The organism is Luoshenia tenuis, from assembly GCF_014384745.1.
Classification (GTDB): Bacteria; Bacillota; Clostridia; order Christensenellales.
In genome coordinates this window covers 20,507-35,557 of sequence record NZ_JACRSO010000004.1, presented here as the reverse complement: position 1 = coordinate 35,557, position 15,051 = coordinate 20,507, and the positions used below count along the sequence as shown (strand labels likewise).

Here is a 15,051-nt window from a genome sequence, read left to right as displayed (position 1 = left end):
ATATATTAAAGTATGATTATAAACCAAGTAAATTTAGCAGGTTCCCAAGGGGCCCGTAGGGCCAGCACACATCCGTCGTCCTTCGCTTTTGAAGAAGGGGTCACCCTATGTTTTGACTAAAAAGGAGAGGTGCGAATCCATGTCCCAAGAAAAACTCAGCATTTCCACCCGTATCCCACTTTCCAGCGGCAACAGCATCCCCCAGTTCGGCTTCGGCGTTTGGCAGCTGGGCAGTGGCGAGGAGGCCAAGCGCGCCATTTTGTGGGCGCTGGAGGCGGGCTACCGCCATTTTGATACCGCCGCGGCTTACCAGAACGAGGGCGTCGTGGGCGAGGCCATCCGCGAGAGCGGCGTGCCCCGGGAGGAGATCTTCATCACCACCAAGCTGGCCAACATCCACCAACGGGACGGCCGCCAGCGCCACGGCTTTGAAAAGAGCCTGGAGAACCTGGGGCTGGATTATATCGACCTTTACATCCAGCACTGGCCGGTGCCGGGGCGGTATAAAGAGTCCTGGGCCATTATGGAGGATTACTACAAACAGGGGCTGACCAAGGCCATCGGCCTTTCCAACTTCCGCGTCAGCCATTTAAAGGAAATTATGGCGGATGCCACAGTCATGCCTGCGGTGGATCAGATCGAGTTCAACCCCGGCATACAGGATTATGAGACCATCAACTTCTGCAAGGAGCACAATATCGCCGTGGAGGCCTGGAGCCCCTTAGGCGGCGGCATGGCCGCCAGTGACCCCACCATTGCGGCCATCGCCCAGAAATACGGCAAGAGCGGCCCGCAGGTGGTGCTGCGGTGGATCCTGCAAAAGGGCATCATCGTGTTCCCGCGCTCTTCCAAACAGGAGCGCATCGTGCAAAACGCCGACGTGTTCGACTTCGAGCTAGCCGCCGAGGATTGCGCTAAGATCGACGCGCTCAACGCCTGGAAGCGCACCGGCCGCGACCCGGATCATCCGGAGGGCTTTATCTACCGCGTGCTGGACTAGGGGGATGGCATCCCTTTTAACCGCCCAAGGCGGGGGAGGAAAGCGGAGGCTTTATTGCCCGATCAAGGCGAAGCGGTATCGCTGTTAACAGCATTTGGGGATAACATCCCTTTTAACCGCCCAAGGCGGGGAAGAAAGCAGAGGCTTTATCGTCCGTCCAAGGCATAACGGGCGCGTCCGGCTAATAGGCTAGGCTGTCCGCCGTCATTGCGAAGCGGCAGCGGGGAATCAGCTACCCCCTCTCGGCCACGCCTACGCTCCGCCGCCGGGGCAAAGTGCCCGCACCCAACGCGCTTTACTATTGCGCGTACCCTTGCCTCCCTCTGCTAAAGGGAGGTGGCAGGCGAAGCCTGACGGAGGGAGAGGGAGGCCCAGCTGCCAAACTTTGTCGTTCCGAAGCGGCAGCTGGGAATCCGCTACCCCCTCTTGGCCGCGCCTATGCCCGGCCGCCGGGGCAAAGCGCCCGCACCCAACGCGCTTTACTATTGCGCGCACCCTTGCCTCCCTCTGCTAAAGGGAGGTGGCAGGTGGAGCCTGACGGAGGGAGAGGGAGGCCCGGCTGCCAAACTTTGTCGTTCCGAAGCTGCAGCGGAGAATCCGCTACCCCCTCTTGGCCACGCCTATGCCCGGCCGCCGGGGCAAAGCGCCCGCACCCAACGCGCTTTGCCATTGCGCGCACCCTTGCCGCTTAACCTAACGCCTGAAAAGTTTTAGACCGGAGAAATATCTTTCAGGACCAGAAGACATTTTATTTAGGAGGAAACCCACATGTACAAAGAAGTCATCACCCTGGGCGTGATGCCCACGAAGCGGCCCACCTTCTCGCTGGAGACCGCCACCAAGGAAAAAGACGCGCTGATGCCCATCTTCCGCGCGCAGATGCCGGAATTCGTCAAGCTGGTGGATTGCGACGACATCCTGGCCGAGAACAACGGCATGGGCGCTTTCCCGGAGGATATCGACAAAGTCGTGGCCAAGTTCAAGGCCAATAACGTAGACGCGCTCTTCTTCCCCTTCTGCGACTTCGGCTGTGAAGAAGTGGTGGTGGGCGTGGCCAAGCAGTTCAAGCTGCCGGTGCTGGTCTGGGGCAGCCGGGATAAGGTCTCCACCTGGGAGCACCGGGAGAAAGAGACCCAGTGCGGCCTGTTTGCGGCCACCAAGGTGCTGCGCAACTATGGGGTGACCTTCAGCTACATCTTCAACTGCGAAAAGGACAGCCCGGTGTTCGTAGAGGGCTTTGAGAAGTTCATCCGCGTAGCCAGCGTCTTAAAGAGCCTGCGCAACCTCACCGTGGCCGAGATCGGCGACCGGCCGCCGCAGTTCTTCAGCGTGATCCACAACCAGCTCAACCTCATTCGGGACTTTGGCATCACCGTAAAGCCCATCGCCATCGCCCTGGTCAAAGAGCGTACCGAGCAGATCCTCGCCGAAAAAGGCAAGGCCCTGACCGATTACTATGCCGAGTACACCGCCCGTATCGATTGCTCCCGCACCGAGGATGAAGTGGTGTGGAAGCTGCTGGCCTTTGAGATGGCCGTCGAGCAGCTGATGGATGAGCACGGCGCCCGCTGCGCGGCGCTGGATTGCCCGGGCCTGCGCAACGTGCTGGGGCTCAAGTCCATCTGCGCCATGCAGGGCGAGTTGACCGACCACGGCTATCCCACCTCCTGTGAGACGGACGTGTGGGGCGCCATCGGCCAGCTGATGTGCACCGCCGCCACCCTGGGACAAGAGGCCGAGTTCCTGGCCGACTGGACCTACCGCCACCCGGATAACGACAATGCCGAGCTGATCTGGCACGGCGGCCCGTTCGCCTATTCGCTGGCCACCAAGGAGCGCAAGCCCCGCCTGATCGACGGCGTGTCCGCCTGGGAGATGAAGCAGGGGGATATGACCCTGATGCGCATGGACGAGATCGACGGCGAGTACTTCATGTTCTGCGGCGAGGGCAAGACCACCACCGGCCCGGAGACCACCGGCACCTATGTCTGGCTGGAAGTGGACAACTGGAAGCGCTGGGAAGAGAAGCTGATGTTCGGGCCCTACATCCACCACGTGGCGGGCGTGTACGGCAAGTACCTGCCCATCTTCCGCGAGGTGGCCCGTTACCTGGGCGTAAATTTTGATACCGTAGACGATAAGGGCCCCTATAGCCTATAATAGGGCTAGTAGCTTAGCGCAAAAGGCAGCGGCGGCTTGCAGGCGGATGGATCAGCCGGCCTGCGGCTCCATGCCTTTAGCGGATAGAGGGGGAGATCATATCCCCCGGCTTTGATGACGATAAAGGGCAATAACCTGCTTAAAGCGCGAACACGCCGGCTTCCCCAAAAGACGGTTGCACCCCGCCTTGGAGAAGAGGGCTTGCAGCGCGGCAGGGCGGGCAAAAGCCCTTGATCGTATCAGCCCCTTTTAAGAACGGCAGGCGCCCTGGAGGCGGGACTTCGACCACCTCGCCTTCCAGGGTTGTGTGCCGTATGTGTCCCCTAATGCCCGCGGTACGGGCGGAAATCAGCATCAAGTTTGGCCTTTGCGGCGTTGGCGCCGCTTTACCCCCTCCTGGCCGGCGGGGCCGGCAATCTGGACTGTGTAAAGGAGCCTGGTGAAACATGCTGCGCTATTTCCGTATGCTGCGGGAGCGGCTCCAGCTGACCTGGGGCAATAAAGACATGCGGGTGACCCTGCTTTTCGGCCTGGAAGGGCTGATGCTGCAATACGTCACCTCTATAAACGGGTTCGGCAACAACCTGTACGCCACCAACATGGGCGCCAGCGACAGCCAGATCGGCATGGTGCAGCTGGTGCTTAACCTGGTGGCGGTGGTGTTGCTGTTGCCCATCGGCATCGTGGCCAACCGCCAGCGCTCCAGTAAGACGCTGCCGGTGGCCATGTTGCTTTTTATGGGCGCCATGTACTTTGTGTACGCCACGGTGCCGGAGTTCGGCAGCAACCGCATCGCCTTTTTCTTCGTGTTCCTGGGGCTTACAGCCGGCGTGCTGGCGGTGTACAACGCCCAGTGGCAGGCCTTTTTCGGGGATGCGGTGGAGGAGCGCAAGCGCAATGGCGTCTATTCCTTCCGCAACCGCTTTATGTTCCTGGTGGGCACGGTGGCCCCGGTGATCTGCGGGCTGTGCATGGGCACGGCGGTGGACAGCGAGGGCAAGCTGGTGGTGCTGCGCGTGTTTTACTACATCGCCGGTGCCCTGGTGCTGACCCAGGCGCTGATCCTCTCGCGCATCCCCTGCCCCAAGCGTACGGATGCCGAGATGGCGGCCATCAAGCGCTTTTCGCCAAGGGAGATCGGCCAGGCCTTAGGGCAGATGGCCACCACGCGGGCCTTCCGCTCGTTTTTCCTTTGCATCATGTTCTTTTACCTGGCCTGGCACCTGGACTGGAGCATGTGGTACATCGGCCAGACCCAGTACATCCATATGACCGAGGCCCAGCTCTCCTACTATAACGGGCTGGTGTGCGTGGGCCAGCTGCTCACGGTGGGCCTTTTCGCCCGCTTGAACGAGCGCAAGACCGTGCACTTTTCCTTTATCTTCGCCGTGCTGGGGCATACGTTTTGCTCGCTGGCCATGCTGGTAGGGGTCAACCTGCCCCAGGGCAGCCAATTGATCCCCTTTATGGCCATGGGCATCCTGGGCAGCGTGCCCCAGGGCTGTATCCAGCTTTGCGCGGTGCAGATGCTGCTGGATGTGACCCCGCAGCGCAACCGTGCGCTGATCATCAGCCTGCACACCATGGTGGTCACCCTCTCCAATGCGGTAATGCCTTACCTGGGCGTGCAGCTATACCAGGCGCTGGGCGCGGACCAGCACGCGATGACGCTTTTCGCCCTGATCGCCCTGCTGGCCCGGGGCAGCGCGGCGCTGCTTTTCATCTGGCGCTACCGGCACCTGAAAAAGGCCGGCCGGCTGCACCCCACCATGCCCTAACGTTTGCAACTTTTGTTGAATAATACATTGTAAAATCGCTGAAGAAATGGTAAAGTATAAAGGGCGAATGCGTGCGCTGCCACTTGGAGGGCTTGCACCGCCGCCTGGAGAATCCATTTTATTTTGAACCAAATTAACAGGGGGTAACAGGAATGGCAAAAGTGAAACCAGTCAAAGTCGGCCTCATCGGTTCGGGCGCGATCAGCTATACGTACCTGACCAACCTGACGAACACCTTCTCCATCATCGATATGGTGGGCTGTTCGGACCTGATCCCGGAGCGGAGCAAGGCCCGCAGCGAGCTGTTCGGCATCCGGCAGATGACCAATGAAGAGATCTTGAACGATCCTGAGATCGAGATCGTGGTCAACACCACGCAGATCACCTTCCATACGGAAGTGACCAAGATGATCCTGGATGCGGGCAAGAACGTCTATTCCGAAAAGATGATGGGCTGCTCCTTTGAGGATGCCAAGGCCAACATCGAATATGCCAAGAGCAAGGGCCTGCTCATCGGCGCGGCGCCGGATACCTACATGGGCGCTGCCCACCAGACCGCCCGCAAGCTGATCGACGACGGTTGGATCGGCGATCCCATCATGGCCCAGGCCTTCGTGCTGCGGCCCAACCGCCCGGCCAGCCTGGCTGCCGAGCCGGATCGCGCCAACTTCGGCGGCGCCGGCACCACCATGCCTTACGACATGGGCGGCTATTACATCAACGCTCTGCTCAACCTGCTTGGGCCCGTCAAGCGCGTGTCCGGTTATGCCGGCAGCCGTGCGGATCGGGTATATACCAATCCTATGCATCCCAACTTCCGCGAGCCCATCAAGGTCTATCCGGGGCCCACGTCTATCATGGGCTGCCTGGAGTTCCACAACGGCTGCTGGGGCAACCTGGTGGTCATGGGCGAGAGCTATGAGAAAGAGATTCCGCGCATCGAGATCTACGGCACCAAGGGCTGGATCTCCGTGCCCGACCCGAACATGTTCGGCGGCTACGGCAACGATGTGTACATCACCCTGTCCGGCAACGAAGGCACCTTCAAGATGCCCTTCACCCACGGCTATGGGGATACCGATCCGTCTCTGCCCACCACCAGCGGCAAGCCGGAGCCCTGCTACAACTCCCGCCGCGGCATCGGCGTGGCGGATATGGCTTGGGCCCTGCGCGATGGACGCACCCCGCGTCAGAGCGCCGAGCAGGCCCTGCACGCTGTGGAGATCGTCACCTCCATTGAGAAGAGCTGCCGCGAGAACGTGGTGTGCGAGCTGACCACCAAACCGGCCCAGCCCGCGGCACTGCCCTGCGGCTTCATCACCGGCGACGATATGGAGGCCGCTCTGGCTTTCTAATCCGGGCCAAACCTTTTACTGAAACGAACCAGAAGAGGACGTGGAAAATTCCACGTCCTCTTTTTTGGAGCTATCGCCATTTTAACCGCTCAAAGCGGATAGGGAGGCCTGACTTTAGCGCCCGGTAAAGGCTATTATCGTCCCTTGCCTCCCTCTGCCGAGGGAGGTGGCAGGCGAAGCCTGCCGGAGGGAGAGGAAGCCCCCTGTTCCCAAACCCGCTGTCATCCCGAGCGGCAGCGAGGAATCTCTTTGCCCCCTCTTAGCCGCGCTCATACTCCGCCGCCGGGGTAAGGTGTCTAACCCACACCTCCTCGGTCAAGCGTCGCGCCCTTGTCACCTCATTCCCGTGTGCCAAATGGTAGGGCAGGCCTTTACCCGCCCGATCCACCGTCTGCCGCGCGTCCGCGCCCACACCGTCCTATTCACGCCTGTCAACGGATGGCCCCCAGGCCCGCGCTCCCCGCACACAATAAAATCCCCCGGCAAAATGCCGGGGGATTGGCTTTATCCTTTTGGCACGCCCTTAGGGCGCGGTGGCCGGACGCACCGAGTCGATCACTTCATTGGCGTCAAACAGGTCCAGGTTGCGCTCGCGGGAGTTGCGTAGGGAATACCCGTCAAAGGGCCGGCGGTCCTGGAACAGGGCGTCGCCGTTCTTCTCCAGCTTCAGGTAGGGCTTGGGGCCCACGCCGCAGAAGATGCGGAACCCGTCGTCGTACAAGACCTGCCACTTCTCCGAGCCGTAGGTCACCTTTTCCCCATAGGGATAGGCGAATACCTGCGTCTCGCCCACCAGGGATTCCACCTCGTCGTGCCACTTCTGGGTGTCGTCCTTCATCTTTTCAAGGTCGTACTTCTGCTCCATATGCCCGTGCCCATAGGAGTGGGAGCCAAAGTTCCACCCGGTCTCCTTCAGCCGCGCGATCACCGGCTTTACCGCCTCGATCTCCGCCTCCCGGTCCAGCGGGCTGTCGTGCTGGGTGCGGTAACCCAGTATGCCCTGGAAGCCCGTCAAAAACAGCGTGCCCTTGGCGCCTTTAAAGGAGAAATCCGGGTGCTCTTTGACGAACGCGTCGATAATGGGGAAGACCTCGTTGTCGTAGCGCACCTCCTCGGTGCCGTCGGCGTGCTTGGTGTAGGTGGCGATGTTGCCCTCGCTGTCCAGGATCAGCTTGTCCACCATGCCGGTGCCGGCCTTGCGCGCGTCGTACACCACGTCGTCCACCGAGAGCACCAGCGGCTTTTTGCCCTTGGGCAGCTTCAGGTCGCTCACGTAGATCTTGCCGTCCTGCTCTTCACTCTTGCCCACCAGGGCGTTGATGTCGATCAAAATATAGCCCTTGTCGTATAAGGACTGGATGATCTTGGTGAACTCCTTGGGCGTCAAACAGTCGGTATCCAGGGATTTCATCATCTCGGGGCTGGAGTAGCAGATCTCGGGGTAGGCGATCAGGCAGTGGGTGAACACGTGCTCCACCGGGCCTGAATAGCTCACCAGGGATTCCTCGTACTGCTCCAGCGCGTTTTTATAGTCGTTCACCCGGTTTTGCAGCGCCGTATCGTTGGGGAAAAAGGCCGCCGCCCGCTCTACCAGCGCGTAAGCCCCCTCGTAATCCCCGGCCTGGTACAGCTTTTCGCTCTCGGCCATGGCGCTGGGCAGCAGCTTTTCAAGGTTGACCGCCTGCACCTCCTGGGCCTTGCCGTAATAGGCCGCATCCTCGGGGATCACCAAGGCCAGTTCCTCCACGGCGGTGGCGTAGTCCCCGCTGTCGCTGGCCGCCATGCCCTTTTCATAATGGTCGCGGGATTCGTAATAGGCCGCGGCCTGGGCGCTGTATTCGTCGCACAGCTCGCCTGCAAAGGGCAGCAGCCGGTAGTTTTGGATAAAGCGGGCCATCTGCTCATAGGGCAGCTGCTCGCTGATATACTGCTGCACGGCACCCTGCAGCTCGGAGTGCACCTTGGCGCTCACCAGGTCCGGGAAGCGGTCCAGCGCGGCTAGGTCCGCCGGCACATCGCTCAGCGCCGCGTCCTCTTTGTCGATGTCCTTGCGCGCCAGGGCGCTAAAAGCCTCCACCTTGGCGTTTAAGTGCTGGGTGATCTGCTGCACCGTGCGCTCGTGCAGCGCGCCCATGCCTGCCACCTCGGTGTCCAGATACTCCCGGGCAGCGTCTACCTGCCCCTCGTTTAATAATTGAATAAAGCGGGCGCTGGCTCCGCTCACCTTGCCGTTATCCACCAGGGCCTTGACCCCGAAGAACCCGCCGATCAGCACCAGAACGGCCAGGGCCAGCATAAAGGTGGGCCGGGGCTTAAAGCGGTAGCGCCTGCGGGCCCGCGCGCGGGCCGTGTTTTTCTTTTGCGGCATCACTCGCCCTCCCTCTGTTATGAGAATTATCCGCATATTGTGCTAAAATACCACAAATTTATGCTATTTTCATTATACACAATACCGGCTGGGAAAGCCATTTCAAAAATATGTCTTTTCCTTCATAGATTCCTCTCTAAAGTGTAAAAATTGATATTTGCGCCGAAATTAGAGCGAGCGGGCTTTTTTTTAGCAAAAGGCCATGATATAATAGGCCAGGACGTGGGACAGGCCCTGTGCCGCCCAGGTCGCTTAGCGCTCCCCGCAGGGGCGGGGCGCGAGGGAGAAGGATCCTGCCCGTTTTTTCCGGGCGTGATGAAGTATTTGGAGGAACGATTTATGGAGCAACAACCGCAGAGAAGGCCGGCCCCCCAGGGCGGGCCCCATAAAAAGCCCAATGCCGCCGCCATTGCCAAGCGCGTGCGCAAAGAGAAGCGCACCATCGCTATTTTAAGCGTATTTTCGGTGGCGCTGGCCGTGGGCATCTATTTCATGGCGGATTTTTTGATCGTCAACCAGAGCCCGGCGCTGACCACGATCCCGATCGCCTCGTCCACCGAGTCGGCTGAGGAGATCATCCCGCCCAAGGCGGGCCCGGCGGTCACCGCCATCGAGCTGGCCGATACCCTGTACGTGCCCAGCGAGGGCGCGATGACCATTAAGTATTTGGTGGATCAGGATTGCCAGGTGCACGTTTCCATCCAGAAGCCGGACGGCACCACCGTGCGCCGCTTGAATGAGGAGTGGCTGGACGTCAAGGCGGGCGTGAACCGCATCACCTGGGATGGTAAGGACGAAAACGGCAAGACCCTGGCCGAGGGCAAGTATCAGGTACTGGTGGACGCCGGTATCGATGGGGACATCACCGGCACCGAGACCAAGGACTTTACGGTGGCCTATTCCCGCGCCACCCCCACGCCGCAGGCTACGGCAAAGCCCACCGCCAAGGCCACGGTGAAGCCTACGGCCAAACCTACGGAGAAACCTACCGCGAAACCTACGGCTGAGCCTACCGCTAAGCCTACGGCTGAGCCGACTGCTAAGCCAACGGTTAAACCTACGGCTGAGCCTACCGCCAAACCCACGGCTGAACCGACTGCTAAACCTACGCAAACCCCTACGAATAGCCCGGCGGCCCCTACCCCGGATGACGGGGATCACGAGTAGGGGGAAGGCGCCCCGCGCACAGATAGGAATCAGGGCCGGAGAGCAAATGCTCTCCGGCCCTTTTGCATGCACGGGGAAGATCAGGCCGCGAACGGGGGAGAGGGGTGAGGGAAGGCCGTTATGCCGCGCTGAAGCGAATGGCCGTGAAGCGCGCTGATGTTTCCTGCCGCTTCTGGTAAGATTATTCCATAAAAATAGCTTTCCCGTCATTCCGAGCGGCGGCGCGGAATCTCTTTATAACCGCCTGGCCAGGCCTGCACCACGCCGACCAGACATGCGCTCAGGTTAACCCCGTCTGCCCCGGTAAAGCCTGGCCCCCGCACCGTCCAGCCCCGCGCCCAGTTAGCACCGTTGCCCTGCCCGCCCCCGGCAAAGCCCTGCTGCAACCGCAAGCATACACCCTGTAAATGAGCTATGCCCCCGGGATATACCCCCCATTCCCATTAAACATTACCCGGTTTTGCCCGCGCGTGCTATACTGGCACTGTAAGAAAAAGGGAGCCTCCGGCCAAGGGAAAAAGGCCGCCGGCCCCCACAATAACCGCCGGGACCGGTATAAAGCGCGGCGCGCCAGAACATCATAAAAGGAGCAAGGCGCCCCACCTTACGGGCCGGGCCCGACAGATTTTAACGATCAACGGTCGAAAGGACGACACGAAGGAGGATCATTATGGCACGTTTTACACTTCCCCGCGACATCTATTACGGTAAAGGCACCATGGAAGAGCTCAAGAACCTGGATGGCAAAAAGGCCATCATTGTTCTGGGCGGCGGCTCGATGAAGCGCTTCGGCTTCGTAGACAAAGCGGTGAATTATCTGAAAGAGGCTGGCATCGAGGTCCAGCTGTTTGAAAACGTAGAGCCCGATCCGTCGGTGGAGACGGTGATGAAGGGCGCCCAGGCCATGCGCGAGTTTGAGCCGGACTGGATCATCTCCATGGGCGGGGGCAGCCCCATCGACGCGGCCAAGGCCATGTGGGTGTTCTACGAGTATCCCGACGCCAAGTTTGAGGACCTGATCACCCCGTTTAGCTTCCCCAAACTGCGCACCAAAGCCAAATTCTTAGCCATCCCGTCTACCTCCGGTACGGCGACCGAAGTGACGGCCTTCTCCGTCATTACGGATTACGCCAAAGGGATCAAATACCCGCTGGCAGACTTTAATATCACCCCGGATGTGGCCATTGTCGACCCGGATCTGGCCGAGACGATGCCCCCCAAGCTCACGGCCCACACCGGCATGGACGCCCTGACCCACGCCATCGAAGCGTACGTTTCCACGCTTAACTCCCCCTTCACCGATCCGCTGGCGATCAAGGCGATCCAGATGGTATTCGAGTTCCTGCCCGCCTCTTTTGCAGGCGACATGAAAGCGCGCGAGCAGATGCACTACGCCCAGTGTCTGGCCGGTATGGCGTTTAGCAACGCCCTGCTTGGCATCGTACACTCCATGGCGCATAAGACCGGCGCGGCCTTTGAGACCGGGCACATCCCCCACGGGTGCGCCAACGCCATGTATCTGCCCTTCGTGATTCAATATAACGCCAAGGATGAGACCGCCAAAAAGCGCTATGCCGATATCGCCCGGGCTGTGGGTCTGGAGGGCAAGGACGATTGCGAGCTGGTCAATGCCCTTTGCAAGAAGATCGACGCCTACAACGTGGCGCTGAACATCCCCAAGACCCTCAAAGCGTTTGGCATCAACGAGGACGAGTTCAAGCGCAAGGTCGCTTCCATCGCGGAATTGGCGGTGGGGGATGCCTGCACCGGCTCCAACCCGCGCGCCATTACGCCCAAGGAGATGGAGAAGCTGCTGGAGTGCTGCTACTACGGCACGGAAGTGGATTTCTAAACCGTAGCCTCAACACACGCGAACACGGCTCTGGTCCTACAAATATACACGCGATACACCGGAAAGCGGGGGAGGCGGATGAACGCCCCTCCGCTTTCCAGTTTTGGGGCAAAGCGGTAGGGTAACCCCTCATTCAAAGCGCAGGGCCGGTTGGAATGGGGATAAAGCCTCTGGCGGGAGCTGCCGCACAGGAATATACAAGGGCAAGAGCGGCAAAAAGGGCGAAAGCCCCGCCTCTCCCACGCTATACCCTTTGAGTTACTGGCGGGCGCAAACGCCGGGTGAATATGAAAGGCTATGAGCGGTTAAATGGGCGCTAGCCCCCTTGCGGGCCGGTGCACGCAGCGCAGATAACCTTTTGCCAGGATTTTTTAATTGACAATGGACAAAAAATACATGAGAATAGTAGAGTCCCCAGGTTTTGCCTGGTGCGTGGCCGCTATCTGCGGCGGCCATGGAGGAGCGTACCTTTAGGAAAGGGAAGGGAAGAGCATGTTTGAGATCGTCAAAAAAGAGCCTTTGAACGCCACGGTCACCAAGATGGTGGTCAAAGCGCCGTTAATCGCCCGCAAGGCACAGCCCGGGCAATTCATTATCTTTCGCGCGCTGCCCGACAGCGAGCGCATCCCGCTGACCATTGCGGATTATGACCGGGAAAAAGGCACCGTCACCATCATCTTCCAGATCGTGGGCCGGGGCACGATGGAGCTGAACACCTTAAACGTAGGGGATAGCATCAACGACTTTGTGGGCCCCTTGGGCACCCCCAGCCACCTGGACGGGCTTAAAAAAGTGGCCGTGGTGGGCGGGGGCGTGGGCTGCGCCATCGCCTATCCCGTAGCCAAAAAGCTGCACAAGATGGGCGCGCAGGTGCACGCCATCACGGGCTTCCGCAATAAGGAGCTGGTGATCCTCGAGCAGGATTTCCGGGACATCAGCGACGTGTATAAGATCGTCACCGACGATGGCAGCTATGGCGAAAAGGGCCTGGTGACAGATGCCCTGGAGCAGCTGATCAAAGAGGGCAACCAGTATGACGAGGTATTCGCCATCGGCCCGCTGATCATGATGAAGTTCGTCTGTCTGCTCACTAAAAAGTACGGCATCAAGACCGTGGTGTCCATGAACCCCATCATGATCGACGGGACGGGCATGTGCGGGGGCTGCCGGCTGACCGTGGGTGGAGAGACCAAGTTCGCCTGTGTGGACGGGCCGGACTTTGACGGCCACCTGGTGGACTTTGACGAGGCCATGAAGCGCGGGGCCATGTACCGCCAGTTTGAAGCCCGGGAGCGGGAGGAAGAGTGCGAGCTGATGCAAAAGGAGGTCGAAGGCTGATGGCGTTTGAGCGGAATATGGACCCTAAAAAGACCCCCATGCCCACGCAGGATGCGGAAAAGCGCAGCCATAACTTTGAGGAGGTAGCCCTGGGCTACACTTATGAGATGGCCGTTGCCGAGGCGCGGCGCTGCCTGCACTGCAAAAACAAACCCTGCCAGAGCGCCTGCCCGGTGGCCATCGACATCCCGGGCTTTATCGGCAGGATCGCCGAGGAGGACCTGCAGGGCGCCTGGGAGATCCTCTCGGCCTCTACGGCGCTGCCGGCGGTGTGCGGCCGGGTCTGCCCGCAGGAGCACCAGTGCGAGGGCAAGTGCGTGCGCGGCATCAAGGGCGAGCCGGTGGGCATCGGGCGCTTAGAGCGCTTTGTGGCCGACTGGCATAACGCCAGGGAGGATCAAAAAACCGAAAAGCCTAAGGCCAACGGGCATAAGGTGGCCATCGTGGGCAGCGGCCCGGCGGGGCTGACCTGCGCCGGCGAATTGGCCAAGATGGGTTACGAGGTCACGGTGTACGAGGCGCTGCACCAGGCCGGCGGCGTGCTGGTATACGGCATCCCCGAGTTCCGTCTGCCCAAGGCCATCGTGGCCCAGGAGATAGAAGGGCTGAAAAAGCTGGGCGTTAAGGTGGAGACCAACATGGTCATCGGCAAGGTGCTGACCATTGACGACCTGTTTGACATGGGCAACGAGGCCATCTTCGTAGGCTCCGGCGCGGGGCTGCCCCGGTTTATGAACATCCCCGGGGAGAATTTGAAAGGGGTGTACTCGGCCAACGAGTACCTCACCCGCGTCAACCTGATGAAGGCCTATCAGCAGGATAGCAAGACCCCCATCCAGCGCAGCCAAAAGGTGGCGGTGGTCGGCGGGGGCAACGTGGCCATGGACGCGGCCCGCTGCGCCCGGCGCATGGGGGCGGACGAGGTTACCATCGTCTACCGCCGCTCGATGAACGAGCTGCCCGCCCGTAAAGAAGAGGTGGAGCACGCCTTAGAGGAGGGCATCGCCTTTAAGACCCTGTCCGACCCCATCGAGGTGCTGGGGGATGAGAACGGCTTTGTCTGCGGCCTGCGCTGCATTGCGATGGAGCTGGGCGAGCCGGACGAGAGCGGGCGGCGCCGGCCGGTGCCGGTAAAGGACTCGGCCTTTGATATCCCGGTGGACGCGGTGATCGTGGCCATCGGCACCAGCCCCAATCCGCTGATCCGCAAGACCACCCCGGGGCTTGAGACCAACAAGCGCGGCTGCATCATCACCGAGGACGAGGGCGGGCTGACCAGCCGGGACGGCGTGTACGCCGGCGGCGACGCGGTGACCGGCGCGGCTACGGTGATCCTGTCCATGGGCGCGGGCAAGGAAGCCGCCAAGGCCATGGACGCCTATATCAAAGGGAAGAATCAGTAATCGTTTCGTACGCAAAAGCCATGCGGGGTACTGCATGGCTTTTATCATAGGGGGAGCCGTATAAAAAGAAGGGAGCGTGACGGCTATGACCAGGTGGCCCGGCGTGGGGATGCGGATGCTCAAAAGCGTGCTGGCCGTTTGGCTGTGCCTGATGCTGGGGCTTTTGCGCCCGGGCGGCATGCCCTTTTACTCGGCCATCGCGGCGGTGCTGTGCACCCAGCCGGACGTGCGGGGCAGCCTGAAGGTGGGGCTGAACCGCACGGTGGGCACGCTGTTGGGCGGCGCGGCGGGCATGGGCATGCTCTACGCCTTAAAGGGGATGGGCGTGCCGGCGCTGGGGGCGGGGCACTATACCCTGATCGCCCTGGCCCTGCTGCCGCTGATGTATCTGACGGTGCTGCTGGAAAAGCGGCCGGCCACTTATATCACCTGCGTGGTGTTTTTGAGCGTGACCATCTCCCACGGCGCGGACAGCGTCCCCTGGCTTTTTGCCCTCAACCGCGTGGTGGATACCCTGATCGGCATCGCCGTGGCGCTGGCGGTCAACTTTCTGCTGCCCGGCGGCCGCGGGGGAGAGCGCCTGAAACGTGGAAAGGGAGACGCCTTGCGCCCCACAAAATAGTAGGAGGA

Annotated in this window: 11 protein-coding genes; 9 read left to right on the top strand and 2 right to left on the bottom strand. The window is 60.6% G+C overall.

Going from position 1 to position 15,051, the window contains the following annotated elements; translation table 11 throughout:
- Nucleotides 1-139: 139 nt before the first annotated feature.
- The 4 genes from H8699_RS09570 (at nucleotide 140) to H8699_RS09555 (ending at nucleotide 6,293) form a co-directional block, all read left to right on the top strand.
- Nucleotides 140-1,000 (top strand): aldo/keto reductase, encoded by an 861-nt coding sequence (locus H8699_RS09570; RefSeq protein ID WP_249285499.1) that lies wholly within the window; start codon nucleotides 140-142, stop codon nucleotides 998-1,000.
- Nucleotides 1,001-1,768: 768 nt separating this feature from the next.
- The gene (locus tag H8699_RS09565) at nucleotides 1,769-3,160 is read left to right on the top strand and encodes an L-fucose/L-arabinose isomerase family protein (RefSeq protein ID WP_249285498.1); all 1,392 of its coding nucleotides are present in this window, start codon (nucleotides 1,769-1,771) and stop codon (nucleotides 3,158-3,160) included.
- A 446-nt stretch (nucleotides 3,161-3,606) separates the two neighbouring features.
- The gene (locus tag H8699_RS09560; protein WP_249285497.1) at nucleotides 3,607-4,938 is read left to right on the top strand and encodes an MFS transporter; all 1,332 of its coding nucleotides are present in this window, start codon (nucleotides 3,607-3,609) and stop codon (nucleotides 4,936-4,938) included.
- A 152-nt stretch (nucleotides 4,939-5,090) separates the two neighbouring features.
- Nucleotides 5,091-6,293: a Gfo/Idh/MocA family protein gene (locus tag H8699_RS09555; RefSeq protein WP_249285496.1), complete on the top strand. Its 1,203-nt coding sequence runs from the start codon at nucleotides 5,091-5,093 to the stop codon at nucleotides 6,291-6,293.
- A 523-nt stretch (nucleotides 6,294-6,816) separates the two neighbouring features.
- Here H8699_RS09555 and H8699_RS09550 read toward each other — a convergent pair.
- Nucleotides 6,817-8,661, bottom strand: a complete 1,845-nt coding sequence (locus H8699_RS09550; RefSeq protein WP_249285495.1) for a polysaccharide deacetylase family protein — start codon at nucleotides 8,659-8,661, stop codon at nucleotides 6,817-6,819.
- A 339-nt stretch (nucleotides 8,662-9,000) separates the two neighbouring features.
- Between H8699_RS09550 and H8699_RS12470 the strand changes: the two genes are divergently transcribed.
- Entirely contained in the window at nucleotides 9,001-9,828 is an 828-nt protein-coding gene (locus tag H8699_RS12470) for a FlgD immunoglobulin-like domain containing protein (RefSeq protein ID WP_283244206.1), read from the top strand.
- A gap of 206 nt (nucleotides 9,829-10,034) precedes the next feature.
- Here H8699_RS12470 and H8699_RS09535 read toward each other — a convergent pair whose 3' ends face one another.
- A complete protein-coding gene (locus tag H8699_RS09535) occupies nucleotides 10,035-10,220 on the bottom strand; it encodes a hypothetical protein (protein ID WP_249285494.1) in 186 nt (61 codons plus the stop codon).
- 278 nt (nucleotides 10,221-10,498) lie between these two features.
- On the opposite strand from H8699_RS09535, the gene H8699_RS09530 reads away from it, so the two are divergent.
- The 4 genes from H8699_RS09530 to H8699_RS09515 all read left to right on the top strand — a co-directional run bounded on the left by H8699_RS09530 (nucleotide 10,499) and on the right by H8699_RS09515 (nucleotide 15,043).
- Nucleotides 10,499-11,680, top strand: a complete 1,182-nt coding sequence (locus H8699_RS09530) for an iron-containing alcohol dehydrogenase (protein WP_249285493.1) — start codon at nucleotides 10,499-10,501, stop codon at nucleotides 11,678-11,680.
- A gap of 492 nt (nucleotides 11,681-12,172) precedes the next feature.
- Nucleotides 12,173-13,018 carry a sulfide/dihydroorotate dehydrogenase-like FAD/NAD-binding protein gene (locus H8699_RS09525; RefSeq protein ID WP_249285492.1) on the top strand — a complete coding sequence of 282 codons (846 nt, stop codon included), beginning with the start codon at nucleotides 12,173-12,175 and terminating at the stop codon, nucleotides 13,016-13,018.
- Entirely contained in the window at nucleotides 13,018-14,421 is a 1,404-nt protein-coding gene (gltA, locus tag H8699_RS09520; protein WP_249285491.1) for an NADPH-dependent glutamate synthase, read from the top strand. The genes H8699_RS09525 and gltA overlap by 1 nt, the downstream gene beginning before the upstream one ends.
- Before the next feature lie 85 nt (nucleotides 14,422-14,506).
- Nucleotides 14,507-15,043, top strand: a complete 537-nt coding sequence (locus H8699_RS09515; protein ID WP_249285490.1) for an FUSC family protein — start codon at nucleotides 14,507-14,509, stop codon at nucleotides 15,041-15,043.
- Nucleotides 15,044-15,051: the final 8 nt, after the last annotated feature.